This window comes from Aeromonas sp. 11P, from assembly GCF_051920165.1.
GTDB classification, from domain to species: domain Bacteria; phylum Pseudomonadota; class Gammaproteobacteria; order Enterobacterales; family Aeromonadaceae; genus Aeromonas; species Aeromonas veronii.
In genome coordinates this window covers 4,636,950-4,663,299 of sequence record NZ_JBQBDJ010000004.1, presented here as the reverse complement: position 1 = coordinate 4,663,299, position 26,350 = coordinate 4,636,950, and the positions used below count along the sequence as shown (strand labels likewise).

At 59.1% G+C, this 26,350-nt stretch carries 21 protein-coding genes and 3 pseudogenes; 11 read left to right on the top strand and 13 right to left on the bottom strand.

Translation table 11 applies throughout. The features are described 5' to 3' along the window. Positions 1–83: 83 nt before the first annotated feature. Both iadA and ACTG1P_RS21575 read right to left on the bottom strand, forming a co-directional pair. Positions 84–1,214 (bottom strand): beta-aspartyl-peptidase, encoded by a 1,131-nt coding sequence (gene iadA / locus ACTG1P_RS21580; RefSeq protein WP_440002223.1) that lies wholly within the window; start codon positions 1,212–1,214, stop codon positions 84–86. A 66-nt stretch (positions 1,215–1,280) separates the two neighbouring features. Then, on the bottom strand, positions 1,281–2,060 hold the full coding sequence (locus tag ACTG1P_RS21575) for an ABC transporter substrate-binding protein (RefSeq protein WP_026034932.1): 780 nt from the start codon (positions 2,058–2,060) through the stop codon (positions 1,281–1,283). A 390-nt stretch (positions 2,061–2,450) separates the two neighbouring features. On the opposite strand from ACTG1P_RS21575, the gene ACTG1P_RS21570 reads away from it, so the two are divergent. Further along, a complete protein-coding gene (locus tag ACTG1P_RS21570) occupies positions 2,451–3,059 on the top strand; it encodes an ACP phosphodiesterase (RefSeq protein ID WP_440002222.1) in 609 nt (202 codons plus the stop codon). Positions 3,060–3,114: 55 nt separating this feature from the next. Here ACTG1P_RS21570 and ACTG1P_RS21565 read toward each other — a convergent pair whose 3' ends face one another. Both ACTG1P_RS21565 and arsC read right to left on the bottom strand, forming a co-directional pair. After that, on the bottom strand, positions 3,115–3,498 hold the full coding sequence (locus ACTG1P_RS21565; RefSeq protein ID WP_005333836.1) for a DUF2069 domain-containing protein: 384 nt from the start codon (positions 3,496–3,498) through the stop codon (positions 3,115–3,117). Next, positions 3,495–3,845 carry an arsenate reductase (glutaredoxin) gene (gene arsC / locus ACTG1P_RS21560; protein WP_278166864.1) on the bottom strand — a complete coding sequence of 117 codons (351 nt, stop codon included), beginning with the start codon at positions 3,843–3,845 and terminating at the stop codon, positions 3,495–3,497. Before arsC ends, ACTG1P_RS21565 begins: the two co-directional genes overlap by 4 nt. 60 nt (positions 3,846–3,905) lie before the next feature. On the opposite strand from arsC, the gene ACTG1P_RS21555 reads away from it, so the two are divergent. Then, positions 3,906–4,388 carry a TlpA family protein disulfide reductase gene (locus ACTG1P_RS21555; protein ID WP_440002221.1) on the top strand — a complete coding sequence of 161 codons (483 nt, stop codon included), beginning with the start codon at positions 3,906–3,908 and terminating at the stop codon, positions 4,386–4,388. Between the two features lie 89 nt (positions 4,389–4,477). Here the strand turns inward: ACTG1P_RS21555 and ACTG1P_RS21550 are convergent, their stop codons facing one another. Beyond that, on the bottom strand, positions 4,478–5,932 hold the full coding sequence (locus tag ACTG1P_RS21550) for a beta-barrel assembly-enhancing protease (protein ID WP_440002220.1): 1,455 nt from the start codon (positions 5,930–5,932) through the stop codon (positions 4,478–4,480). A gap of 121 nt (positions 5,933–6,053) precedes the next feature. Here ACTG1P_RS21550 and ACTG1P_RS21545 point away from each other — a divergent pair, with 121 nt between their 5' ends. From ACTG1P_RS21545 to ACTG1P_RS21535, 3 genes and pseudogenes are all read left to right on the top strand, one after another. Beyond that, on the top strand, positions 6,054–6,287 hold the full coding sequence (locus ACTG1P_RS21545) for a sulfurtransferase TusA family protein (RefSeq protein ID WP_181269497.1): 234 nt from the start codon (positions 6,054–6,056) through the stop codon (positions 6,285–6,287). 25 nt (positions 6,288–6,312) lie between these two features. Beyond that, on the top strand, positions 6,313–7,383 hold the full coding sequence (locus ACTG1P_RS21540; RefSeq protein WP_005333851.1) for an AI-2E family transporter: 1,071 nt from the start codon (positions 6,313–6,315) through the stop codon (positions 7,381–7,383). 35 nt (positions 7,384–7,418) lie between these two features. Continuing rightward, a pseudogene (locus ACTG1P_RS21535) lies at positions 7,419–8,227 on the top strand (MipA/OmpV family protein). 111 nt (positions 8,228–8,338) lie between these two features. On the opposite strand, the gene ACTG1P_RS21530 reads toward ACTG1P_RS21535, so the two are convergent. Further along, a complete protein-coding gene (locus ACTG1P_RS21530; RefSeq protein WP_440002219.1) occupies positions 8,339–9,139 on the bottom strand; it encodes an alpha/beta fold hydrolase in 801 nt (266 codons plus the stop codon). A gap of 128 nt (positions 9,140–9,267) precedes the next feature. Here ACTG1P_RS21530 and ppk2 point away from each other — a divergent pair. Then, positions 9,268–10,082: pseudogene (gene ppk2 / locus ACTG1P_RS21525) on the top strand (polyphosphate kinase 2). Positions 10,083–10,194: 112 nt separating this feature from the next. Here the strand turns inward: ppk2 and ACTG1P_RS21520 are convergent. The 5 genes and pseudogenes from ACTG1P_RS21520 to yejK all read right to left on the bottom strand — a co-directional run bounded on the left by ACTG1P_RS21520 (position 10,195) and on the right by yejK (position 16,668). Then, positions 10,195–11,329: pseudogene (locus ACTG1P_RS21520) on the bottom strand (ABC transporter ATP-binding protein). Between the two features lie 68 nt (positions 11,330–11,397). Further along, positions 11,398–12,288, bottom strand: coding sequence for a maltose ABC transporter permease MalG (malG, locus tag ACTG1P_RS21515; protein ID WP_005333868.1), 891 nt, complete (start codon positions 12,286–12,288; stop codon positions 11,398–11,400). A gap of 12 nt (positions 12,289–12,300) precedes the next feature. Beyond that, positions 12,301–13,953 (bottom strand): maltose ABC transporter permease MalF, encoded by a 1,653-nt coding sequence (gene malF / locus ACTG1P_RS21510; protein WP_005333870.1) that lies wholly within the window; start codon positions 13,951–13,953, stop codon positions 12,301–12,303. 75 nt (positions 13,954–14,028) lie between these two features. After that, complete coding sequence (gene malE, locus ACTG1P_RS21505; RefSeq protein ID WP_005333871.1) at positions 14,029–15,210, bottom strand: maltose/maltodextrin ABC transporter substrate-binding protein MalE; 1,182 nt, start codon at positions 15,208–15,210, stop codon at positions 14,029–14,031. 408 nt (positions 15,211–15,618) lie between these two features. Beyond that, positions 15,619–16,668: a nucleoid-associated protein YejK gene (gene yejK / locus ACTG1P_RS21500; RefSeq protein ID WP_005333872.1), complete on the bottom strand. Its 1,050-nt coding sequence runs from the start codon at positions 16,666–16,668 to the stop codon at positions 15,619–15,621. Between the two features lie 73 nt (positions 16,669–16,741). Here yejK and ACTG1P_RS21495 point away from each other — a divergent pair, with 73 nt between their 5' ends. Then, entirely contained in the window at positions 16,742–16,969 is a 228-nt protein-coding gene (locus tag ACTG1P_RS21495) for a YejL family protein (protein ID WP_005333874.1), read from the top strand. Positions 16,970–17,016: 47 nt separating this feature from the next. Then, positions 17,017–18,867, top strand: a complete 1,851-nt coding sequence (locus tag ACTG1P_RS21490; RefSeq protein ID WP_440002218.1) for a DUF3413 domain-containing protein — start codon at positions 17,017–17,019, stop codon at positions 18,865–18,867. Between the two features lie 85 nt (positions 18,868–18,952). Here ACTG1P_RS21490 and ACTG1P_RS21485 read toward each other — a convergent pair whose 3' ends face one another. Next, positions 18,953–19,738 carry a MetQ/NlpA family ABC transporter substrate-binding protein gene (locus tag ACTG1P_RS21485; RefSeq protein WP_440002333.1) on the bottom strand — a complete coding sequence of 262 codons (786 nt, stop codon included), beginning with the start codon at positions 19,736–19,738 and terminating at the stop codon, positions 18,953–18,955. A 582-nt stretch (positions 19,739–20,320) separates the two neighbouring features. Between ACTG1P_RS21485 and asp the strand changes: the two genes are divergently transcribed. Further along, positions 20,321–22,195, top strand: a complete 1,875-nt coding sequence (gene asp / locus ACTG1P_RS21480) for a serine protease Asp (protein WP_440002217.1) — start codon at positions 20,321–20,323, stop codon at positions 22,193–22,195. Positions 22,196–22,213: 18 nt separating this feature from the next. Continuing rightward, positions 22,214–22,672, top strand: coding sequence for a serine protease chaperone (locus ACTG1P_RS21475; RefSeq protein WP_440002216.1), 459 nt, complete (start codon positions 22,214–22,216; stop codon positions 22,670–22,672). 67 nt (positions 22,673–22,739) lie between these two features. On the opposite strand, the gene ppsA is transcribed toward ACTG1P_RS21475, so the two are convergent. Further along, positions 22,740–25,112, bottom strand: a complete 2,373-nt coding sequence (ppsA, locus tag ACTG1P_RS21470) for a phosphoenolpyruvate synthase (RefSeq protein ID WP_440002215.1) — start codon at positions 25,110–25,112, stop codon at positions 22,740–22,742. Between the two features lie 348 nt (positions 25,113–25,460). On the opposite strand from ppsA, the gene ppsR reads away from it, so the two are divergent. Beyond that, on the top strand, positions 25,461–26,273 hold the full coding sequence (gene ppsR / locus ACTG1P_RS21465) for a posphoenolpyruvate synthetase regulatory kinase/phosphorylase PpsR (protein ID WP_005344832.1): 813 nt from the start codon (positions 25,461–25,463) through the stop codon (positions 26,271–26,273). Positions 26,274–26,350: the final 77 nt, after the last annotated feature.

Below are 26,350 nucleotides of genomic sequence, written 5' to 3'. Positions count from 1 at the left end.
ATAAAAAAGCCCGACCTTGTTGTCGGGCTTTTGCTGCTTGGAGCAACCACGCACTCGCACTGGCTGCGATATTGCCCGCAGCCTTATTCGCGCCACTGGCCGCCACTCATCACTCGCTCGATAGCAAACGTCCGGTCGTGCACCAGCAGCAGATCCGCATCCTGCCCGACCCCGATCCGCCCCTTGCTGCCAAGCCCCAGCGCCTGCGCCGGATTGCTTGTCACCACGGCCAACGCCCTCTCCAGCGAGACACCGAGACGGATCGCGCGCACGCACTGCAGCCACAGGCTGGCAATCTGACCGCAGCGCATCTCGATTAGCCGCCCTTCGCCATCAAAGCGCGGCAGGCTGGCGTTGGCATCCGAGCTGAAGGTGATGCGCTCGGCAGGCACATTGGCGGCCAGCAGCTCGAGGAGCGCACCGGCAGCAAGCCGCTCGCCATCCTCCAGCAGATCGGGAAAGCTTGAGGTGGTGAGATCAACCCAGCCTCCCGCCTTGCCCCACTCGATGGCCTCGGCAAAGAGCCAGGGGTTGCGGTTGCAGTGAGTGGGATAGAGCTGGCGCAACGGAATGTCGGTCTCATCGCGCAGGGCCCGCAGGGGGGCCAATGCCCCCTTGCCATCCCCGACATGGAAGAAGCTGACCCCGCTCTTGCCCGCAAGCAGCCCTGCCACCCGCGCCTCGCTGGCAAGCCTGGCCAGCTCATCGTGGGTCGGCGCACTGGATCTGTGGTCGCTGATGGCCACCTCCCCCACCCCCAATACTTCGGGGATCAGGATGATGTCCGACTCCACCGTGCCGGTCAGGGTCTTGACCGGCAAATGGTAGGAGCCGGTATACATAAAGGCGCTCACCCCGGCGGCGCGAAACTCGCGCACCTTGCCGAGCACCTGCGCGGGGGTGCGGGTCAGGCTGTCGGTGCCAAGCGCTGCCACCAGGGTGGTGACACCGGCCCTGAGCGCCTCGCTCGCCGCCAGTTCAGGGGTGCGAAAGGCAAAGCCCCCCTCACCGCCGCCACCGGTAATATGGGCCAGCGGATCCACCAACCCGGGCACCAGATAGCGGCCACGACCATCGACCCGATGCAGCGGCCAGTTTGCGGGCACCGTCAACCCCTTGCCCATCCAGGCAATGCGGCCATCGGCCACCAGCAGATCCTGCTGGCCAAGGTGGGTGGGGCTGAAGATCTCGGCTCCCTCGATCAGGGTCAACATGGCGATCCTCCTTGCACGATTGTCGCTTGCCCAATGAAAAGAGAGGGAGCAAGCTCCCTCCCCCCGTCAACCACCATATATATCGTACTTGAAGTACTTCTGGTTGATCTGCTGATAGGTGCCGTTGGCACGCAGTGCCTTGATCGCCTCGTCCAGCTTGCCCTTGAGCTCCTTATCGCTCTTGCGCACGGCGATCCCCATACCATCACCAAACCACTGGCGATCGGTCAGGGCGGGCCCCACATAGTCGAACTTGTCGCCCCCCTCTTTGCCAAGGAGCCCCTGCTCGATGGCAGAGGCATCGGCCAGCAGGGCCAACACCCGACCCGCTTTCAGATCGAGATAGGCCTCATCGGCATTGCCGTAACGGACGATGGTGACATTCGAGCCAAAATTGTCGGTCAGGTACTTGTCGTGGGTGGTGGCACGCTGCACCCCGATGCGCTTGCCCGCCATGCCTTCCGGGGTCAGCGTCAGCTCGGTCCCCTTGGCCGCCACAAAGCGATTGGGAATATGGGCATATTTCTCGGTGAAATCGACCTTCTGGCGCCGCTCGTCGGTGATCGACATGGCGGCGATGATGGCATCGTATTTGCGCGACAGCAGGGCCGGGATCATGCCATCCCAATCCTGCGCCACCAGCTCGCACTTGACCGCCATCTGCTGACACAGGGCGTTGGCGAGATCGATATCAAACCCCTTGATCTCGCCCGACGCATCGGTCCAGGAGAAGGGCGGGTAGGCCCCCTCCACCCCGAAGCGCACGGTTTTCCACTCCTTGGCCATAGCGGGGGTGGCCAGCAGGCTGGCAACAAACAGGGCTGAGAGGGTCAGTCTGATCTTCATCTTGAGTACTCCATTACATAAAAAGCGCACAGGCGCGGACAAGGCACCGCAGGCGAATGCATGCGATGACCAAAAGCGGCAAAATCTGGATGAGCGAGATCACGCCCGAGCGGGCGTCAGTGAACTGCTCCAGGGGTTCGATCTATTCGTCGAACCACTCGGAGAGATAGAAAGGCTTGAAGTAGAAGGCCAGAAAAAAGCCTCTGGCTTTGCGCATCATGGTAGTTTGTCGCGTCCTGTGACAAAGATGGCAATCACCTTAGCACGCCCGAATTTTGCCCGGCAAGAGGCAGCCGCCAGGCAGTAGCAAAATCCCGATCATGGTCAAGGCAGGCGGGATCCGTTAGGCTCGAAGCACCTTGCCATCCCATAACAGACCCACAGCGACCGATGAATTTTCTGGCCCATCTCCATCTGGCTGCCCACACCCGAAGCTCCCTCACCGGCAATCTGCTCGGCGATTTCGTCAAAGGCACGCTGCCCACGGGGCTTGCCGCCCACTTCGATGAGGGGGTCTGGCTACACCGCAAAATTGACGCTTTCACCGACAGCCACACCGAGCACAAGGCGGCCGTCGCCTGTTTCGAGGCCCCCTGGCGCCGCTTTGGCGGCATAGTGGTGGATATGATCTACGACCACTGGCTGAGCCAGCACTGGGAGCTGTTCAGTACCGAGCCCCTGCCCCGCTTCCTGCAACGCAGTTATGAGCAGCTATTGGCGGATCACCCACGCCTGCCGGACGGACTGCCACTCCCCCTCAAACGGATGGCCGAGCAGAACTGGATCACCTCCTACCGCCACAGGGAGGGGCTGGGGCAAGCGCTAAATGGCATCGGTCGCCGACTGCGCCGCCCGGTACAACTGGGAGAGGCGCTGCTGACCCTCGATGAGTCGCAGTGGCAAACATGCGAGGCGGGATTTCTGCGCTTCTATCCCCAGCTGATGGACTTTAGCCAGCAGCAGCTGGCCCAATATCGGGCAGCCCAAGGGGCACAGTGAACCTCTGGATAGAGCTGCTTCCCCATAAAAAACGCCCCTTGCGGGGCGTTTGTCATCAGTTGGCTTCGTCTTTCTTTTTGCGAATGCTTAAGCCCAGCTCCCGACCACGCAGTCGGGCGTAATAGATGGTGCCGACAAAAGCGAGAGTGGTGAAGACCAGCTCCACCACCGCCAGCCACCGCTCCCCCTCATCCGTGGTGATCAGGGTGAGGGCGTGGAGGAAATAGGGCATCAACACGAAGTTGCCCCAGGCGTGGGTGTAGGGGTTGCCCTGCACTATCCCCTTGAGGGGGAAGAGCAGCGGCACCGTCCAGATCACCGGCAGCAGCCAGGGGTTGAGGTCCGGATGGGGCGACAGCCACAGATGCCAGAGGATGACCCAGCCCAGCAGGCCGAAGAAGCCGACCAGAGTCAGCCAACGTGCGAAGCGGGTGCTCACTTGAGGATCTCCAGCACCTGCTCCGGCGGGCGACCAATACGGGCCTGACCATTCTTGATGACAATGGGGCGCTCGATCAGCTTGGGATGCTGGTGCATGGCGCGAATAAGGGCATCACCGCTGATATCGGCCAATCCCAGCTCCTTGTAGAGATCCTCCTTGGTGCGCATCAGCTGGCGGGGATCGCTAAAACCGAGCAGAGAGAGCAGGTTGCGGATCTCATCTTCGCTCGGGGCCTGCTCCAGATAGAACACCACATCAGGGGCGATCCCGTGCTGTTCCAGCAGGGCCAGGGTTTCGCGACTCTTGGAGCAGCGCGGATTGTGGTAGATTTGGGTCTCGCTCATGGTAACTCCCTGATTAATCGCAAGATGGGATTAGAAACGGCGCTATTGTAGGGGAAAGTGATGGTCAGGGTAAGCGGCAGTGGAAAGGAATTGAAACGAATTTGTTGGCTGATTGTGGCGGGCCTGCTGGGCGCCTGCACACCCGCCCCCGAATTTACCGATGCAACAGGGCAGTCGGTCAGCCTGCGCCACTTTGCCGGCAAGCCGCTGCTGATCAACTACTTCGCCCCCTGGTGCGCCCCCTGCCTGCGGGAGATGCCGCGCCTCAACGGGCTGGCAGCGGAGGGCCAGATCACCGTGGTGGCCATCAACTACGACCCGACCACGCCAGCAGAGCTGGACAAGCTGGCTGTGCAGTATCACATCAAGGTGCCGCTCCTTATTGCCAATGAAGATGCCAGGCTCCCCTTCCCTCGCCCAAGCGGGCTGCCTACCAGCTACCTGCTCGATAGTGAGGGCAAACTCAAGCAGACGCTGGTCGGCGAACTCGACCAGCAGCAGATCGAGATGCTCAAGGCAACCACCAGCCGCCTGAGTCACTAACTCGTCGCACTATCAATGCAACCCACATCAACGCCACCGCCATAAACAACAAGGGCACACCGTGGTGCGCCCTTGTTTGATAGGTTTCGTTAGCCCTTGAGGCTGTCGAGATCCTTCTTGGCGCGTTCCAGTTCGGTGATGCGCGCCTCCAGACGAGCCAGAGTCATCCGGTCGCTGGTGGTACCGCGCGCCACGATCAGCTCGTCGATGGCCGCCTGATAATCCCCGCGCAGTGCGAGCATCTCGGCCCGCGCCATATGCAGCTCGGTCATTCTGCCCGCCTTGCGATAGGCATCGGCCAGCAGGTTCCAGGCCAGATTGTTCTCCTCATGCGCACGGGCATAGGGGTCGAGGATGGCGATGGACTTCTTGTAGTTGCCGCTCTCGAGGTAGGCGTTGCCGAGGTTGACCACCACCACTTCGTTGTCCGGCATCCGGCTGCGGAACTTCTCGAGGCGCGCGATGGCCTGAGCACTGCGCCCCTTGGCCAGATCGATGTCGGTCTGGGCATCGACGATAAAGAGATCTTCCGGATGACGGGCCGCTAGCTCCTGCATCAGGGTATCAGCCTCGTCGGTGCGCTTGAGCTGGATCAGCGCCAGCGCCTTGCCATAGATGGCGGCATCCTTGAGCGGATAATCCCCCTTCTGGATCCGGCTATCGAAGTAGCTCAGCAGCCCCTGAGGGGTATCGGTACCAAAACGCACCTGAATCCGCACCTTGGCCAGCCAGAAGTCGAGACTGGGCGGCAAATCGCGGCGACCATAGCTGCCCGCCCGAACGCGGGCCTCGCTGATCCGGGTCTCCGGCAGCGGGTGAGTGAGCAGCATTTCCGGCGGCTTGCTGGCGTAACGGTATTCGGCAGCCAGTTTCTGGAAGAAGTTGGCCATCCCCATGGGGTCGAAACCGGCATCATAAAGCGTCTTCATGCCGATGCGATCCGCTTCATATTCGTTGTCGCGGGTGTAGTTGATGGCCGACTGCATGGAGAGGCCCAGCGTAGTCTGCAACGCAGCGATACCGGCAGTCGGGTTGATCACCGCCAGCGCGATGGAGCCCACCAGACCGGCCAGGGTCACCGCCGAGCTGCTCGCCTGCGCTTCCATATAACGGGCGATATGGCGCTGGGTCACGTGGGTGATTTCGTGGGCCAGTACCGAGGCCAGCTCGCTCTCGCTGTCGGCGTAGAGGAAGAGGCCGGTGTGCACCTTGACTCGCCCGCCGAGGAAGGCGGCCGCGTTGATGCTGGGATCATTGATGAGGAAGAAGGTAAACGGGAAACGCACCCCATCGGCGTTGGTCAGCAGTCGCTGACCCAGATCGTCAATGTACTGGCTCAGCACCGGATCATCGATGATCGGCAAACCCGCACGGGCAAAGCGCATAAAGGCGTTGCCGTAACGCACTTCCTGTTCGATGGGCAGGGCCGCCACCCCGGCCGTGCCGATGTCGGGAAGCTGATTGTTGGCCTCGGCATGAAACGTGGCGCCCATCAGGGAAGCCAGCAGGGGAAGCGATGCCATCAGGGGGGAAAAACGTGCCACGTTATCTCTATCTCCATCAGAAAGGGCCTCGGCAGAATACCCTTGCCCATCAAGGGCTACAAGCGTTGTTTCATGCTCTTATCACGGCCATAATAGCGGCCACCTGCCTGATGGAGCCCCCATGGAAATTCTCGACCTGACCCCCTGGCGTTGCCCCGAGCCGCTGATCCGGCTCAAGCTCTGGTTAAGGGAGGCCCAAAGCGGTCAAACCGTCACCATCCGGCTGGCCGATGCGGGCTCCCGGCAGGATATTCCGGCCTATCTGCACCGTCAGGGCCACCATGTCGAGATGCAGCAACAACCGGACAATACCCTCTCTTTGCAGTTGGTTGTCGGGGCGAAGCAACCATCTTGAGCCCCAGTGATGTAAGGATGCAGTCATGTTAGAAGTATTGAAGCGCTGGTATCAGACCCGTTTTTCCGATCCCGATGCCGTTACCCTGTTCCTGTTGCTGGTGTTCTGCTTCACCATCATCTGGCTGTTTGGCGATCTGCTGGCCCCCCTGCTGGTGGCGCTGGTAATGGCCTATCTGCTGGAGTGGCCGGTCGCCCGGCTGCAAAAAGCGGGGCTGTCGCGCACCCTGGCCACCAGCGTCATTCTGATCCTCTTTATTGCAGTGGCGGTGGCCTCCTTGCTGGGTCTTATCCCGACGCTGGTCAGTCAGGGGATCAATCTGGCCAAAGAGGCGCCCGCTATGCTGACCCACGCTCAGGATTATGTGCGCACCCTGCCGGACAAATACCCCGAGCTCATCGACGTCAGTCTGGTGGAGACCGTCATCGACAATATTCGCCAGCGCATCCTCAGTGGCGGCGAGCATCTGGTAAGCGCCTCCCTCAGTTCGCTGGTCAACGTGGTCGCCATCATGATCTACCTCATTCTGGTGCCGCTGATGGTCTTCTTCATGCTCAAGGACAAGCGGGTACTGATGGGCAGCCTGCGCCGCTTCCTGCCGCGCAACCGCACCCTGGTCAACCGGGTGTGGGTCGAGATGAACAACCAGATCATCAACTACATCCGCGGCAAGGTGATCGAAATCCTCATCGTCGGCATCGCCACCTATGTTCCCTTCGCCCTGATGGGGCTGCGCTACTCGGTGCTGCTGGCGGTCGCGGTCGGCTTCTCGGTGTTGATCCCCTATATCGGCGCAGCCGTGGTGACGGTGCCGGTCGCCATGGTGGCCCTGTTCCAGTGGGGACTCACACCGGAGTTTGCCTGGCTGATGGTGGCCTATCTGGTGATCCAGGCCCTCGATGGCAACCTGCTGGTGCCGGTGCTCTTCTCGGAAGCGGTCAACCTCCATCCGGTGGCCATCATCATCGCCGTGCTGGTGTTTGGCGGCTTGTGGGGATTCTGGGGCGTCTTCTTCGCCATTCCCCTCGCCACCCTGGTCAAGGCGGTGATCAATGCCTGGCCAAAACGTGAAGAGATGCCCGGTGCCGCAAAATAACCTGCTTCCCCTGCAATCGTGACAACGGAGTGTCCATGACCTTTTTTCGTCAAATCAGAGCGGCAGGGCTGACGGCCCTGCTCCTCGCTGCCGCCATGCCCGTCCGCGCCGATATCGATCTTGGCGCCATGGATCTGCTCACCAGCGACAACCCTACCAGCCCGGTGCCACAGGGCTTTGTCGCCGGTGCGGCACTCATCGGGGGACAGGCCCGCTATGAAGCGCAGGACAACGCCCTCTACGCCATCCCCGGCTTTATCTACTTCGGCGACGACTTTATGTTTCTGGGGGATCGGGCCCGTTACTACTTCCACAAGGATGAGAACGTCGCCCTCTACGGCTATGGCCGGGTCCGTTTTGGCAATCTGGACCCCGAGGACTCGCCCGCTTTCAGTGGTATGGAACAGCGAAAATGGCAGCTGGAAGGCGGGATCGGTGGCAACACATCATCACCCCCTACGCCCTGCTGACCGTGCGTGCCAACAGCGATGTCACCGGCCGCAGCAAGGGACAGGAGCTGCTGCTGTGGGCCGACTTCCCCATCCTGCGTGACAACCTGCTGATCATGCCGGGGATGGGGCTGATGCTGCGCAGCGACAAGATGGCCAACTACTACTTCGGCGGCATCTCCGAGAGTGAAGCAACCGCCCAGCGGCCCGCTTGGGATACCGGTACCACCCTCTCCCCGATGGCGGCCCTCATCACCAGCTACCGCTTCAGCCCCAACTGGATTGGCATGTTTGCCATGAACTACGAATGGTATGATCGGGACATCAAAAATAGCCCCATCGTCCAGCACGATGGCGAACTCTATGCGGGTTTTGCGCTGGGCTATATCTGGTAACGGTTATGAGTCTTGAACCGTGAGACACGACCAAACAAAAGGGAGCCCTCGGCTCCCTTTTTCACGACCATCAGGCTGGTAGTACAGCCTGCTCAAGCTGCCTATTCAGGCTTACAGCGTCGCCAGAAAATCGGCCAGCTGCTGATTGACGAAGGCCGGATTTTCCAGCGACGAGATGTGGCCAGCCATCGGGATCTCCCTGAACGGGCAACCCAGCACCTCGGCCATCAGATAGCCCTCCAGCACCGGACGGGCCTTGTCTTCGCAGCCGGTCATCACCAGCGCGGGAGTGGTGATCTCCTCCAGCCACTCGATACGATCTTCGCGGGTCACAAAGCTGCGGCCCACCGCCACCATGGCGGCAATCTTCTCGTTTGGCCAGGCGGCCAGACGCGCCTTGAAATCGGCCAGCAAGTCGGCATCGGGTTGGTTCGCAAAGAAGATAGGCGCCACCTGTTCGATGATGGGCGCAGGCACGGTGCCGAGCTGCTCGATCATCGCCAGCATGCCGAGGTAGCGCTCGCAGGTGATCTGCGGTTCCAGGCCAACAAAACTGTCCATCAGCACCAGACCCTTAAGGCGGTTTGGCACCATGCGCGCCAGCTCAACACCCCACATGCCGCCGATGGAGAGGCCCACCAGTACGAACTCGTCAACCCCGAGGGCATCGAGCAGCGCCAGGTGATCCCGCGCCAGCGTCGCCAGGGTGCAGCCACCTTCGGGGAGCAGGTCGGATTCACCGTGGCCCCACAGCTCGGGAACGATGCAACGATAGCAGCCCTTGAGCGCCTCGATTTGCGGCGCCCACATGGCGCTGTCCCACAGATAGCTGTGACCAAACAGCAGTACCGGCCCTTGTCCTTCATCCAGATAGGCCATCCGGCGGCCCGCTATCTCCATAAAATGCTTCATGTTATCTCCTGTTGCCAGCGATGGGCGGGCAGTGTATCACGTCCCCCTTGGCAGGTGACGCCTCCCTGGTGCAAGCTGACAGTGACTCAAAGAAGTCACCCATGAAAGGATGCCAAAAGGAGAAGCCCATGGCGAAGGAGAAGAGCAAGAAGCGGCCGCGTCTGGACAAGAAGTGCTACGAGCACCACCTTGCCCATCTGCAGGAGGAGCTGGTCAAGCTGCAGGAGTGGGTCAAGCAGGAGGGGTTAAAGGTAGTGGTACTGTTCGAGGGACGGGACGCCGCCGGTAAAGGAGGCGTCATCAAGGCGATCACCGAGCCGCTCAACCCCCGGGTCTGCCGGGTCACGGCGCTGCCCGCCCCCTCCGATCGGGAGCGCTCTCAGTGGTACTTTCAGCGTTATGTGGCCCACCTGCCCGCTGCTGGCGAGATGGTGCTGTTTGACCGCTCCTGGTACAACCGCGCCGGGGTTGAGCGGGTGATGGGATTTTGCAGCGACGCCGAGTATCGCGAATTTCTGCGTGCCTGCCCCGAGTTTGAGCGGATGCTGATCCGCTCCGGCATCACCTTGATCAAATACTGGTTCTCGGTCAGCGACGAGGAGCAGGAGAAGCGCTTCAAGGAGCGGATCAACACCCCCATCAAGCGCTGGAAATTCAGCCCGATGGATTTGCAGTCCCGCTCCCGCTGGGTGGAATACTCCCGCGCCAAGGATGACATGTTCACCTACACCGACACCGAGGATTGCCCCTGGTTCGTGGTGGAGGCGGACGACAAGCGCCGTGCTCGCCTCAACTGCATCGCCCATCTGCTGAGCAAGGTGCCCTACGAGGCGATCCACTACGAGCCTATCAAGCTCCCCCCATCAAGACCGAAGGGTATGAACGCCCGCCGCTGGCCAGCCAGACCTTTGTGCCCGATATTACCGCCGAACTCGAGGCTTGAACCGGGTTACCTTGCCTATCTGCATGTTCAAATCGCAGGCAATAAAAAGCCGGTCTGACGACCGGCAAAAAGGCATTGATTATTAAGAAAGGAAAACCAGCACAACAAAAAATCAGGTACGGATATATTTGGCGGTACGTGGGAACGCCTGCTCCTTGGCATCGAACAGGTAGCAGGCTTCGGCCGGGATACCCACGCTGTAGGTCTGACCGGTCGCCACATCCACATCCGAGGTGGCCTTGACGGTAAAGTCGTGACCATCCACATCCATATAAACGAAGGACTCGGCGCCCAGGTGCTCGGCCACCTGCACGATCCCGCTCACCTTGCTGTGCGCATGGGGGATCCAGCGGCATCAGATGCTCGGGGCGAATACCCAGCTCCACCTTGTCACCCACAGCGCCACTGCGGGCATCGACCCTGGCACGCACGGTATCGCCAGAGGTCAACTTGACCAAGCACTCCTGCTCGCCAATCTCCAGCAACTCGCCCGCCAGGAAGTTCATCTTGGGAGAGCCGATAAAGCCCGCCACGAACTTGTTGTCCGGGTTGTGGTAGAGATCCAGCGGTGAACCGAACTGTTCCAGGTTGGTGGCAGCTTCGGCCTTAAGCGGGCTCAGCACAACAATCTTGTCGGCCAGAGTCATCGCTTCCACCTGATCGTGGGTCACGTAGATGATGGTGGAGTTAAGCTCCTTGTGCAGCTTGGCGATCTCGATCCGCATCTTGACCCGCAGCGCGGCATCCAGGTTGGAGAGCGGTTCATCAAACAGGAATACCTGCGGCTGCTGCACGATGGAGCGACCGATGGCGACCCGCTGACGCTGACCACCGGAGAGCGCCTTGGGCTTTCTGTCCAGCAGCGGCTCAAGACCCAGGATCTCGGCGGCGCGCATCACCCGCTTGTGGATGTTCTCCTTGTCCATTTTCTTGAGCTTCAGACCAAAGGCCATGTTCTCGTAGATGTTCATGTGGGGATAGAGGGCGTAGGACTGGAACACCATGCCGACGTTGCGCTCTACCGGCGGCACGTCGTTCATGTAGCGACCGCCGATGGTCAGCTCACCGCTGGTGATGTCTTCCAGACCCGCGATCATCCGCAGCAGGGTGGATTTACCGCAGCCGGACGGGCCGACGAAGACGATGAATTCGCCCTCCTTGATGGAGAGGTTGATGTTGCGCAGGGTGTCCTTGTGAACAGCCGGATCGTAATTTTTGCGAACGTTGTTGAGTACTACTTCAGCCATGACGAGCTCCGCTCTTGAATCTTTGCAAATCGTGATAGCGGGGGGAGTCAGCTCCCCCGGCCATAAACTTAACCTTTCACACCACCAGCAGTCAGACCGCCAACCAACCAGCGCTGTGCCAGCAGGAACACCACAGTGATGGGGAAACCGGAGAGCACTGCGGCCGCCGCGAAATCACCCCACAGATAGTTCTGCGGATAGAGGTACTGCTGGGCCCCGACCGCCAGGGTCAGATTGTTCACATCCTGCAGCAGGATGGAGGCCATGGGCACCTCGGTAATGGAACCGATAAAGGCCAGAATAAACACTACCGCCAGGATGGGCACCGACAGAGGCAACAGGATCAGACGGAATGCCTGCCACGGGGTCGCCCCGTCGATGGCCGCCGCCTCCTCCAGGGAGGAGTCGATGGTCTCGAAGTAGCCCTTGATGGTCCAGACATGCAGGGCAATCCCCCCCATGTACGCCAGAATCAGGCCACCGTGGGTGTTGAGACCGAGCCAGGGGATGTAGTCACCAATCTTGTTAAAGAGCGCGTAGATGGCCACCAGCGCCAGTACCGCCGGGAACATCTGGAAAATCAGCATGCCCTGCAGAATGGTGGACTTGCCACGAAAACGCAGGCGGGCAAAGGCGTAGGCACAGGTGGTGGAGAGCGTCACGATCATCAGGGCAGTGATGCCGGCGATCTTGATGGAGTTCCACAACCAGGTCAGCACCGGGAACGGCGGCGGCGTGATGCTGCCGTCGGCGTTGGTGATGGACATGCCCAGCGCCAGCTTCCAGTGATCCAGCGTCGGATTGGAGGGGATAATCTCCCCTACCGCGAAGTTACCGTTACGGAACGAAATGGCGATAACCATGATCAACGGGAAGATGATCAGCGCCAGGAAGCCCCACATGACCAGGTGGGTTGCCCACACCCGGTATTTGACTGATTTGGGTTGTACGATTGCCATGTTGAAGCCTCCTTACAGCTGCTTGTCGGCTTTGGACAATTTCAGGTTGAGCAGCGCCAGCGCACCTACGATGAGGAAGATAGCTGTGGCGATGGCACTGGCCAGACCGTAGTCCTGACCACCCGATCCCTGGAACGCAATCCGGTAGGTATAACTCACCAGCAAGTCGGTGGTACCGGCCGGGGTACTGGCGCCGATGATGTCGGGCGCACCGTTGGTCAACAACTGGATAAGCACGAAGTTGTTGAAGTTGAAAGCGAACGAGGCAATCAACAGGGGTGTCAGCGGCTTCATCAGCAGCGGCACGGTGATCTTGAAGAAGTTCTGTACCGGACCGGCACCATCCATGGCGGACGCTTCATAGAGATCTTCCGGAATGGCTTTGAGCAGGCCCATGCAGAGGATCATCATGTAGGGGTAGCCGAGCCAGGTGTTGACAATCAGGATCATCACCTTGGCCAGGAAGGGGTTGGTATACCAGTCCGGTTTGATGCCAAACGCCGCTTCCAGGAACATGTTGATCTCACCGAAGTTCTGGTTGAACAACCCCTTGAACACCAGGATGGAGATAAACGCCGGGATCGCATAAGGCAGGATCAACATGACCCGATAGAAACCGCGCCCCTTGAGCTCTTCCCACTGCACCAGACAGGCCAGCACCATGCCAATGGCCAGGGTGAAGGCGACAGAACAGGTTGAGAAGATCACGGTCCAGATGAAGATCTGCAGGAAGGGTGACTGGATGCCCGGATCGGTGACGATGCGCGCGAAGTTCTTCCAACCCACGCTGACCACAAAGCCCGGAGCAATGCCCTTGCCGACAAACTGACCCTGTTCGTCGATGTACTGATAGAAGCCGGTCTCGCCATTGGGCAGCATCAGCTCGCCATTCTGGGTATCACGCAGCAGGTTGCTGTCTTTGATCACAACGCCGGACTTGAGCACGGCACCATCCATCAGACGGGTGTAGTGCTGCTTCTGGGCGGCAAACTTGCGCAGGCTGCTCAGGGTCAGGTGGGTACCGCCATCCGGCAGCACCAGATCAAGGTCACTCAGGTGAGTACGATGCTCAACAATGGCGCGGATCGGTGCGGCCTTGCTGGCCGCTTCGCCAGTGAAGGGCTGCAGCTCGACCACTTGCTGGGTGTTTTGCACACGGCCCTCGCGGGACGCCAGCTCACGGGCCTTGTTGGTCATCAGGGAAACAGGTTGGCTGATAAAGGATTGATCATCCTGTGTCAGCAGCAGCTGGAACTGGCCGTTGTCGCCACCCAGCAGGGTAAAATCGAATTCACCGCCCGCCACCTTGTAGGTTTTCTTCAGGTGGTAGTCCCGCGCCTGCTCCACGGAGAGCAAGTTGGACCCCGAATAGTTGGTGAAGGCAATGCCAATGGTGTAGGCAAGAGGGAAGATGATAAACACAACCATGCCCGCAACACCCGGAAAGATGTAGCGATGGGCATAGGTCTTCTTGTTCATGAAGACATACAGACCGACGGAAACCACCACCAGATCCAGCAGCGCGAATACCCACTCGCCACTGGCGTACATCATCACGGCTGCGTAGCCGTTGAGGATGGCAACCAGGGCCGCTATGGTCCACTTAAGCCAGGTGTGCTTATCCTTCGGACCGGCATAGGACTCAACAGAAGGTACTACTTCCATGCCAATTAACCTTTATAACGCCAAGAGAGATTTGAGAGAGTGGGAGGCCATGAAGGCCTCCCGGGCAGTGCGTGCTTACTGAACGATACGCTTGGCAGCGGTATCCAGAGCTTCGTCAACACCCTGACGACCGGAGGTCACGTTCTTGAGGGCAGTTTCGAAGGAAGACCAGAAACGGCTCATCTCGGGAACGGATGGCATCGGCTCGCCAGCCTGGGCGTTCAGCATGGTGGCCTTGATGTGCGGATCGGATTCCAGAGTCTTCTGGAAGGATTTCAGCGCAACGGCACCCAGCGGCTTGTCGGCGTTAACCGGCGCCAGACCGGCATCGGTCAGCAGGTAGTTTTCCAGGAACTCGATAGCCAGATCCTTGTTCGGGCTGGCAGCGTTGATGGTGGCACCCAGTACGCCAACGAAGGCTTTGGCCGGCTTGCCGTTCAGGGTCGGCAGCGGCGCTACGCCGTACTTGATGCCGCTCTTGTCCAGGTTGCTCCAGGCCCAGGGACCGTTGATCATCATGGCCACTTCGCCCTTGTTGAACTTGGCGTCCATCACACCGTAGTCGATGCCTTTTTCCAGGTGACCGGACTTGATCATCTCGGAGATGTAGCCCACGCCCATCTTGGCACCTGCGTTGTTCACGCCGGTATCTTTGACGTCATAACCTGTAGCGGTTTTCTTGAAGGCGTAACCACCGTTGGCAGCCACCAGCGGATAGCTGAAGTACGGGGTGTCATAAGCCCACATGATGGCGCGCTTGCCGTTTTTCTTCAGAGTCTCGTCAATCTTGGCGATCTCTTCGAAGGTTTTCGGCGGCTCGGGCAGCAGGTCCTTGTTATAAATCAGGCTGACCGCTTCCATGGCAACCGGGTAGCCATAGGTTTTGCCATCAACAGTCATGGCATCCCATGCCAGCTGTTCAAATTTGCCTTTGGTGGCAGCGTTCGGCGTTACCGGAACCAGCAAACCGGCTTTGACCCACTCACCGTAACGGTCGTGAGCCCAGAAGAAGATGTCCGGGCCGTTGCCAGTGGCGGCGGCTTGCTGGAATTTCACTTCAACCTGATCCGGGTGAGCCACAGTAACCTTGATGCCGGTTTCTGCTTCAAACTTCTTACCCACTTCAGCCAGACCGTTGTATCCCTTGTCACCGTTGATCCAGATGGTCAGCTGGCCTTCATCGATGGCAGCAGTAGCAGAGCAAGCGACGCCAAGAGTGGCCAGACCGATCAGGGATGACAGCAATTTCTTTTTCATGAGCCTTTCCTTGTATTAGTTCCGCGCTGTAAGAGCATTGTGTGCGAGATGAATATTATCCCAAGCGGCAAACGGCTCACATGACGCAACTCGCATTTTTGAAATGCAATTACGTATTTCCTTCCAGAAAGTTTTGAAAACATTTTCTTATTTCAGGGGATTACGGCCATTTATCGGCTTAATTCCAGACAACCACAGAATAATAATTACCAAAATGAAATAAAATTTCATGAGTGAAAGGGTTTTCACCTCAATGAAAACCCTTTCAGATGGTTTATTTTGTTTGATTTGTTAACAAAGTACCGCGCCAGTTTCGAGGTCTGCCCGAGCGCAATAAGAAAAGAGACCCCGCCGGGGCGGAGTCTCTTTTTGCCAGAAATGACGAGTTGATCACACTCGGGAGCATGACTACGACTGGCGCAGCAGCTGATCCTTGAGATTGGGCGGCACACCCTTGATGGTCAGGGTGTCGGTCTGGGGGTCGTAAAAGATCCGGCTGTTCAACAGCTTCTGCTCAAAGCTCAGAGTCAGACCGCCGCCGGAGCCAACAAACTTGGTCAAACCACGCAGGGTAGAGCGATCCGCCGGGAAGCGCTCTTCCAGCTCATACTCCTGACCGATAAAGCTGTAAAAATCGAGGTCACCGTCACCGGGCAATTCTGCAGACAGCTCCTTGATTTCGATCTCTTCACCGGCGCTCGCCTGTTCGGTGCAATATTTGAAGACCTGCTTTTTATAGTCATTGCGCTCGGTCGGTTCGAGCTGACGACTGTCACAATAATCTTCGACCGCCTGCAGCAAGCCTTTATTTTGTACCTTGGCATCCATGCCCTCGCGGGCACCCAGCAGATCCATAAAGAAGTCGCCCAGTTTGCGACCAATTCGCCCCTTGCTGAAGGTGATATAGCGGCGCGAATCAGGTTGGGTTTTCCATTCGGTCAAATCAATGCGGGCCACCAGATTGAGTTTGCCGATATCCAGATACTGGATATGACGCAACTCCAGCGCTTCGCTGACGGTGACGCTCTCCTTGCCCTCCAGCAGGGCAATCAGCAGATAATCGACCCCGACATAATTGTATTTGGCAAACAGCAGCACCCCCTGCTCATCGAGGGCGTGCTCCACCAGCTGCTTGACCAGCATCTGGGTCACGGTGACCGAGAAGGGAACGAATTCGGTCTGCTCGTCGAGCAGCTGTTCAAGGGCGATACGAAACGCGGGTGAAGGCTGCTTGGGAGCCTCTTCACCGTCGGCCAGCTCGGCGACGGCGGCCTCGGGGTCGGCAAAGAAGCCAAAGCCCTTGCCGCCCTTGCCGTTGTAGATCCGATGCAGTTCCGCCATCAGTCCCTGTACCGCCTCATCAGGGGGCAGGGTCTGGCTGCGGGTATCGGCGTGGGGTTGACCATCGCCGCCCTGGCGCAAGGAGTGAAGAATGATCTTGTCGATATCGAGACTCATGTCACAAAGCCATAGTGTTAGCCGAAAGGGTGAAGTATTATAAGGCGCTTTGAACCGAGATGAACTGAAGATTATGCCTATCGTATCAAAGTACAATAACGAGCAATTTGACGCCCTGATGAACGACCTGATCACCGCGCTGGAAAAGCATAAAGCGCCGGTGGATCTCAGCCTTATGGTGCTTGGCAATCTGACCACCAATATCATCAACGGTATGGCACCGGCCCAGCGCCAGGCCATCACTGAAAAGTTTGTCCAGGCCCTGACCGCATCGGTCGATAATCGCCACGACGCACACTGAGTCCCCGACTCTGTTGATTTGACGTTTCTCAACGCAGATGGATCACTATGGTCGAAACCGGTAACCCCTATCGTGATAATGTCTCTCGCCTGATCACCTGGGGGCATTGGTTCTCCTTCTTCAACATTATTCTGGCCATGCTCATCGCCACCCGTTATCTGGGTGCCATCAGCTGGCCATCGACCACGCTTGGCGTGATCTATCTCGTTGTAAGCTGGATTGGCCACTTCTCGTTTCTGAGTTTTGTCACCTACCTGTTGACGATCTTCCCGCTCAGTTTCGTGCTGCCCAAGGAGAAGTCGTTACGTTTCATCTCGGCCATCATCGCTACCCTGGCGCTGGTGCTGCTGCTGATCGACACCCAGGTATTCCGGCTGTTCAAGTTCCACCTCAACAGTCAGGTATGGCAGTTGCTGCTGGATCAGGCGCAAACCGAAGAGGGCTCAATCTGGAGCATCATCTTCGTTGCCGTGCCCACCATCTTCCTGCTGCAACTGCTGCTGTCGGCCTATGTCTGGCGCAAGATCAACAAGCGCAAGCGCCGCCAGTACGGCAATCAGGTGGGGCTGGCCCTGCTGATCTGCTTTATTCTGACCCACGTGGTCAACAGCTGGGCGGATGCGACCCTCTATCAGCCCATCACCATGCAGAGAGCCAACTTCCCCCTCTCCTACCCCATGACGGCCCGCTCCTTCCTGGCCAAACATGGCTGGCTGGATCTGGATCAGTACGAGAAGCAGGCGGCCTCCCAGGGGGATAACAGCGACAGCCGGATGCACTATCCGCTGCGCCCGCTCAACGTCAACGCGCCACTGACTCACAACAATCTGCTTATTGTGGTGGTCGACTCATTGCGTTTTGACATGCTCAACAACATCAACATGCCCAATCTGCAGCGCTATGCGGATCAGCATCTGACGTTCCGCAATCACCTGAGTGGTGGCAACGATGATCTGATGGGCATGTTCAGCCTCTTCTACGGGTTGCCCGGCCACTACTACAAGGACATCAGCAGCGACAAGCGTCCGCCGGTGCTGTTCGACGAGATGTTGCGCCAGGATTACCAGTTCGGGCTGTTCGGCGCGATGGAAGATGCCCAGAAGTATCGCAAGAGCATCCTCGCCGGTCTGCGCAAACAGGTGTTTGTCTCCGAGCAGAGTGACGATGGCAAGCTGCTGACCGACTGGCAGCAGTGGCTGGAGAAGCGCTCTCCCGAGCGTCCCTGGTTCTCGCTGGTCTATCTCTCGAGCCCCGGCGACTACCAGTTACCCGCCACCATGAAGGGGCCGTTCCAACCGGAGCTCGCCAACTTCAATCCGGCGACCGCCTATCGGGCGGAGAACCTGCAAAAACTGGAGAACCACTACAAGAACTCGGTCTTCTATACCGACCAGTTGCTTGAGCAGATGCTGACCAAATTGCAGTCCCAGGGGATGGACAGCAACACCATCGTCGTCATCACCTCCAACCACGGTCAGGAGTTCAACGACACCCGCAGCAACAGCTGGGGCGCAGGCAGCAACTACTCACCCTATCAGGTGCAGGTACCGCTGGTACTGGCCTGGCCGGGGCGCGGCAGTGACGTTCGGGAACAACCAAGCAGCCATTTCGATCTGGCGCCGACCCTGATGCAGGGGATGCTGGGCGTGCGCAATCCGGCGCGCGATTACAGCGTTGGCCGCTCGCTGTTTGATACCAGCCCGCGCAACTGGCTGCTGGCCGGGGATCAGAACGACTTCGCCATCTATGAAGGGGAGACCATCACCCACTTCAACAAGCAGGGTGACTTCGAACTGCTGGAGCGCAACAGCTATCGCCCGATCAAGCACGGCACCCCGGATATGGGCGCCATGATCCAGGTGATGAACGAGCTGAACCGCTTCTATCGCAACCAGTGAAGCGCCCGTTGATGGCTTGCTACCATAAAAAACGCCCCGAATTCGGGGCGTTTTTCGTTGTATAACCGGGCCACGTTCACGACTGTTAGCCACCCCACCCTTGCGGGTACTTGTAGCCGACGAAACGCTTGGCTGCATAGGCTTTGAAGGCCGCCGAGTTGTAGGCTGCCGCCACATCTTTGGCAAAAGGCTGATCCGCATCTGCGCTTTTCACCACCACCCAGTTGATAAAATCGTAGCTGCGCTCCAGAAACAGTCCTTCACTGAACGGGATACCGCTGGAGGCAGCAAAATTACCGTTGATCACCGAGAAGTCCACATCCTCACGCGAGCGGGGCAGTTGCGCTGCCTCCAGCAACACCAGCTTGAGATTGTGCGGATTGTTCACCACATCAAACTCGCTCGCCTTGAGCGGGTTTATCCCCTCCTTGAGAGTGAGCCAACCAAGATCCTGCAGCATCAACAGCGCCCGCGCCTGATTGGTGGGATCGTTGGGGATGGCCACCGAACTTCCCTCTTGCACCTTGTCGAGTGCTGCCAGCTTGCCGGAATAGAGTCCCATCGGACCGGTTGGCACCTGGGTAATGGGCGCCAGCGACAAGCCGCGATCTTTGGCAAAACTCTCCAGATAAGGTTTGTGCTGGAAGCAGTTCACATCCAGTGATCCGTCAGCCAGAGCAATATTGGGGGTCACATAGTCGGTGAACTCCACCAGCTTGACCTTGTACCCCTTGGCCTCCAGCTGCGGCTTGATGGAGTCGGTCACCATGTCGGCAAAATCCCCCACAGTGGTACCAATCACGATCTCCTGTTTGGTCGGCAAGGGGGCATCAGCGGCAACCGCGGAAAAAGAGAGGCTCCCGACCGCCATCGCAGCAATAAAGGTGCTGGCGCCAGCAGTGGCACGCAAAGAAGCAATCAAAGGAGAAGATAAGAAGGAACAAAACGGCATAGGGACTCCCTGTCAGGTACGCATCAAGCTATGGGACTGCGGCGGGGTGGCTCTAAGAGATTAAACCGCTCAAACCGCAGAAATCTAGCCATCCAAACGGCTATTTTAATTACCATAACAGAGCCATCCACCGCCGCCAAGCAATAAACCGCTGGTTCCACCTCATCACCCTTGCTGTCACCCCCGAATGCATAGCTGCACTCACGTTACGTTCAAGAGCGCACGAGCTCCCCTCGGGATTGCCCCGAATCGAGATGGCTGCGGCGAAGGAGAGTCGCGAGAGGAGTAAATTACAGATAAAAAGATCAGTAGCGAGCGGTGAGAACCATTCTCAATAGAACACATAACCAGTGTCATTGGAATACCTACCACAAACTGAATCGGATTTCTTTGAACCTCATTACGTTTTTTGAAAATGGCTCTTTTTGAACCCCTGTCACCCGTGTATAGATTTCCGTCGCACTCAGGATGAGTGCGATCCAAGATGGAGTTAAAAAAATAATGAAGCAAACATCGTTAGCACTGGCGATCACAGCACTGCTGTCGACCCTGCCCAGTGCGCTCGTTCAGGCAAATGAAGGTTGTGCGCCGCTCACCGGCAAGGAGAGCGGCATGGATATCGGACGCAGCAGCACCGAGCGCTGCCTGCCAGGTGCCAATCCCCTGCAGGATCAACAGTGGTATCTGCTCAACAGCGGTCAGGATGGATTCAGCGCCCGTGGCGGTATAGCGGGCAATGATCTCAACCTCTGGTGGGCTCATCGCACCGGCGTGCTGGGTCAGGGGGTCAATGTAGCCGTGGTGGATGATGGCTTGGCTATCGCCCACCCGGACCTGGCGGACAACGTCCGTCCGGGCTCAAAAAACGTGGTGACCGGCAGCGATGACCCGACCCCGACGGATGCGGATACGGCGCACGGCACTTCGGTCTCCGGCATCATAGCGGCGGTAGACAACGCCATCGGTACCAAGGGGATTGCCCCGCGAGCCCAGCTGCAGGGGTTCAACCTGCTGGATGACAACAGCCAGCAGTTGCAGAAGGATTGGCTCTACGCCCTTGGCGACAGCGATGCCAGCCGCGACAACCGGGTGTTCAACCAGAGCTATGGCATGAGTGTGGTGGATCCCCGCTCTGCCAACTTTCTGGACCAATCCCAGCTTGATCGTCTGTTTGAACAGCAAACCCTCAAGGCGCAGGGCGCGGCCTATATCAAGGCCGCCGGCAACGGCTTCAACAAGATAGCGGCGGGCGGCTATGTGCTTAACCGCACCGGCAATGGTCCTAAATTGCCGTTTGAAAACAGCAACCTCGATCCCTCCAACAGCAACTTCTGGAACCTGGTGGTGAGCGCGCTCAACGCCGATGGCGTCAGATCCTCCTACTCCAGCGTCGGCAGCAACATCTTCCTGAGCGCGACCGGCGGCGAATACGGTACCGACGCTCCGGCGATGGTGACCACGGATCTGCCCGGCTGCGACATGGGTTACAACCGCACCGACGATCCCAGCACTAACCGGCTGCACGGCAACCCGCAACTGGATGCCAGCTGCGACTACAACGGCGTGATGAACGGCACCTCCTCCGCCACCCCCAGCACCTCCGGCGCCATGGCGCTGCTGATGTCCGCCTACCCGGATCTGTCGGTACGTGACCTGCGGGATCTGCTGGCGCGCAGCGCAACCCGGGTCGATGCCACACAGAAACCTGTGATGGTCAGCTACACCAGCAGCACCGGCAAGGTGCGCGATGTGAAAGGACTGGAAGGGTGGGAGCGCAATGCCGCCGGCATGTGGTTCAACCCGACTTACGGTTTTGGTCTGATCGACGTCAACAAGGCCCTTGAGCTGGCAGCCAATCACCAACCCCTGCCCCCGCTGGTGCAACTGCCGTGGCAGAAGATCAATGTCACCGGCAGTGCCGCCGCCATTGCGGATGTGGGCAACAGCCCGACCAGCTCGACAACCCGCATTGCCACACCGTTGACGGTAGAAGCGGTTCAGGTGATGGTGAGCCTGGATCACCAGCGTCTGCCCGATCTGCTGATCGAACTGGTCTCCCCCGCTGGCACCCGTAGCATCCTGCTGAGCCCCTTCAACAGCCTGGTCGGCCAATCTCTCGACCAGCAGCAACTGGGCTTTGTGCGAACCAAGGGATTGCGCGACATGCGGATGCTATCCAACAAGTTCTACGGCGAATCGGCGCAAGGCACATGGCGACTGGAAGTAACCGATGTTGCCAACGGTACCCGTCAGGTCTCTCTGCTCAATCGCGAGACCCGTGAGCGTACCACCCTGACCGAGCGCAACAATCGCAAACCGGGCAAGCTGATCTCATGGTCCCTGCGGGTCCTGGGTCACGATGCCAACCGCAGCTAACACGCTAGGAGTATTACCATGAACAAACCTGTTACCTTGCTTCTGGCAACCCTGCTGGCCCCCCTCTCGGGACAGCTCTACGCCCAGGAGTCCATCACCATGGATGGCAAGCAGTACAGCACCATAGAGGTGAACGGCCAGACCTACCTCATTCCTGACAACGGCAGCAAGAAGCGGGTCGCCCGCAGCCTTGACAGCAAGGTCCCGCAACAGACCCTGCGCCGCGGTGACGTGTTGATGCAAGGGGCCGCTAGCCCGGAGCTGACTGTAAGCGGCACCCTGCTGGTGGAAGCTAACGATGCCACCGCCAAGGCGCTGGCGACTCGCCACGGCTTGAACTTCAAGCAGAGCAGCGGCGGCATTGCCCTGCTGGAGGCCAAACCGGGCACCGATCTCAACGCCATCGCCACCAAGCTCAAGAGCGAAGGGGTGAATGTGCAGATCGAGCTATCGGGGGCCGAACAGCAGCCGAAATAGGTCGCGACACACAGATAACAAAGGGGGCCATCATGGCCCCCTTTCTGCTGCTCATTTTGATAGTGGCTTACTTGGCGCCATGCTGCTCCGCTAAATAGAGCCAGGTATCGACCACGGTATCGGGGTTGAGCGACACAGAGTCGATCCCCTGCTCCACCAGCCAGGCGGCAAAGTCAGGGTGATCGGATGGCCCCTGACCGCAGATCCCCACGTACTTGCCCGCCTTGCGCGCAGCCTGGATCGCCATCGCCAGCAGCGCCTTGACCGCCTCGTTACGCTCGTCGAACAGATGGGCGATTAGCCCGGAATCCCGATCCAGCCCAAGGGTGAGCTGGGTCATGTCGTTGGAGCCGATGGAGAAGCCGTCCACGTGCTCGAGGAACTTGTCTGCCAAGAGGGCGTTGCTCGGGATCTCGCACATCATGATCACCTTGAGCCCCCGCTCGCCGCGGCGCAGACCGTTCTCGGCCAGGATGTCGATCACCTGCTCCGCCTCGCCCAGGGTGCGCACGAAGGGGATCATCACCTCGACGTTGGTCAACCCCATCACATCGCGCACCCGCTTGATCGCCTCGCACTCGAGGGCAAAGCAGGGGCGGAAGCTGTCGGCGATGTAGCGGGATGCGCCACGAAAACCGATCATCGGGTTCTCCTCGTGGGGCTCGTAGCCACGACCGCCCACCAGATTGGCGTACTCGTTGGACTTGAAGTCTGACATCCGCACGATCACCCGCTCTGGCCAGAAGGCGGCACCCAGAGTGGCGATCCCCTCAGTCAGCTTGGCCACGTAGAACTCACGCGGGCTGTCGTAACCGGCGATCATCTTGCCGATGGTGGCCTTGAGCTCGGGGCTCTGCTGGTCAAACTCCAGCAAGGCCTTGGGGTGCACGCCGATCATCCGGTTGATGATGAATTCAAGGCGCGCCAGTCCTACGCCAGCATTAGGCAACTGGGCAAAGTCGAACGCCCTGTCCGGGTTGCCGACGTTCATCATGATCTTGATGGGCAACCGTGGCATGTTGCCCACCTCGGTCACCGCCACGTCGAAGTCCAGCTCGCCGTCGTAGATGAAACCGGTGTCCCCTTCCGCACAGGAGACGGTAATGAGCTGGCCCGGTTCGATGCGCTTGGTGGCATCACCGCAACCCACTACCGCCGGAATGCCCAGTTCGCGGGCGATGATGGCGGCGTGACAGGTACGGCCGCCCCGGTTGGTGACGATGGCGGAGGCCCGCTTCATGATGGGCTCCCAGTCCGGGTCGGTCATGTCGGTAACCAGCACGTCGCCGGGTTGCACTTCGTCCATCTGGCTGATTGAGGAGATAACTCGCGCCGGACCCGCGCCAATCTTGTGGCCGATGGCCCGCCCCTCGATCAGCACCTTGCCCGCTTGCTTGAGGGCAAAACGCTCGAGGGTGTTGGCCTCCTGACGGCTGCGCACGGTTTCCGGGCGTGCCTGCACGATATAGAGCTGGCCATCCTGACCATCCTTGGCCCACTCGATATCCATCGGGCGGCCATAGTGCTGCTCGATGATGAGGGCCTGTTTCGCCAGCGCCATCACCTCCTCATCTGTGATGCAGAAGCGGCTGCGCTCGGCCTCATTGGTGTCGACAATCTTCACCTGACGGCCGTGACCGGCATCGTCCGAATAGGTCATCTTGATAAGCTTGGAGCCGAGGGTCTTGCGCACCACCGCCGGGCGGCCCCCCTTGAGGGTCGGCTTGTGCACATAGAACTCGTCCGGGTTGACCGCGCCCTGCACCACCATCTCGCCAAGACCATGGGCCCCGGTGATAAAGACCACGTCGTTGAAACCGGACTCGGTATCCAGGGTAAACATGACACCGGAGGCAGCGAGATCGGAACGCACCATCCGCTGCACCCCGGCCGAGAGGGCAACGCCCTTGTGGTCGTAGCCCTGATGCACCCGATAGGAGATGGCGCGATCGTTGAACAGGGAAGCAAACACATGCTTGACCGCCGTCATGACGGCATCGATGCCACGTACGTTGAGGAAGGTCTCCTGCTGACCGGCAAAGGAGGCGTCCGGCATATCCTCGGCGGTGGCGGAGGAGCGCACCGCAAACGAGGCCTCGACACCGGCACTCAACTTCTCATAGGCCACCCGGATCGCCTGCTCCAGATCGGGCTGGAACGGGGCTTCGATCACCCAGTCGCGGATCTGCTGACCGGCCCGGTTGAGGGCGGCGATATCGTCCACGTCCAGATTGTCGAGCAGATGGTGGATCTTGCCGTTGAGGCCGCTTGACTCCAGAAACTCGTTAAACGCAAAGGCGGTGGTAGCAAAGCCCCCCGGCACGGATACACCGGCGCCAGAGAGGTTGCTGATCATCTCGCCAAGGGATGCGTTCTTGCCGCCAACTCGTTCTACGTCCTGCATTCCGAGTTGTTCGTACCAGAGCACGTACTGTTGCACTTGGATGTCTCCAGGTTGGTGGGCACCGATGCCATAGCACCTCGTGCGCCCGATTTAATCGATGAGGTTATGGGTAAGTCAGGTGCGTTATTGTCTGTTTCTTTTGTTGCCAACGACCATGAAAACGTTTTCTACTGATTTTCAAAAAAATCCCCGAGCAAGAGTTGGGGATGGTCGAATGACCGGAACATTCTACAATGGCGACACAAAAAGATAACGATTCAGGTTTGCAAGCCACTTCACAACTTGGGCACAGCAGACCGGTTGACAAAACTGGTATGGTTTCGGGAGATACTTCTCCCCCCCTTACCCCATGCGACCCCACCCGCGGTATCACAGGAGCCCCACGTGCACACCGTATTTTATGTTTCAGACGGCACCGCCATCACCGCCGAAGTGTTCGGCCACGCGGTACTGAGCCAGTTTCCGCTGGCCTTCGAGCAGATCACTATCCCCTTTGTGGAGACACTGGAGAAAGCCCGTCAGGTACGGATGCGGATCGACGAGCAGTTTCGCCAGACCGGGGTACGCCCCATTCTGTTTCACACCATTGTCGACCCGCTGGTACGGGAAGAGGTACTGAAATCGGAAGCGTGCGGCCACGACTTTCTCAACACCTTCGTCAGCCCGCTGGAGCAGGAGCTGGGGGTCAAAGCCGAGCCCCGCCTCCACCGCACCCACGGTATGGAGAACCGCAAGCTCTATGACGATCGCATCGAGGCGGTCAACTTCGCGCTGGCCAACGACGATGGCATCACCACCAAAGAGTACGATGAGGCGGACATCATCCTGATCGGGGTCTCCCGCTGCGGCAAGACCCCCACCAGCCTCTATCTGGCGCTGCAGTTCGGCATTCGTGCCGCCAACTACCCCTTTATAGAGCAGGACATGGGCATGCTGGAGCTGCCCGCCCCCCTCAAGGCCAACCGTCACAAGCTGTTTGGCCTCACCATAGCGCCGCAGCGGCTGCACGAGATCCGCAATCAGCGCCGTGCCAACAGCCGCTACTCCTCCATCGAACAGTGCGAGCAGGAGCTGGCCTGCGTGGAGCGACTGTTTCGCCAGGAGGCGATACGCTTCCTGGATACCAGCTCCCACTCGGTGGAGGAGATCAGCGCCAAGGTTCTCGAGGCAACCGGTCTGCGCCGCCAGCTCTGTTAAGCCAGCTTGACAGCTATCGGCATCAACAAAAGATAAAAATTACAGTGTCGCGGCGAAAGTCAGCTGTGGCGAACTGC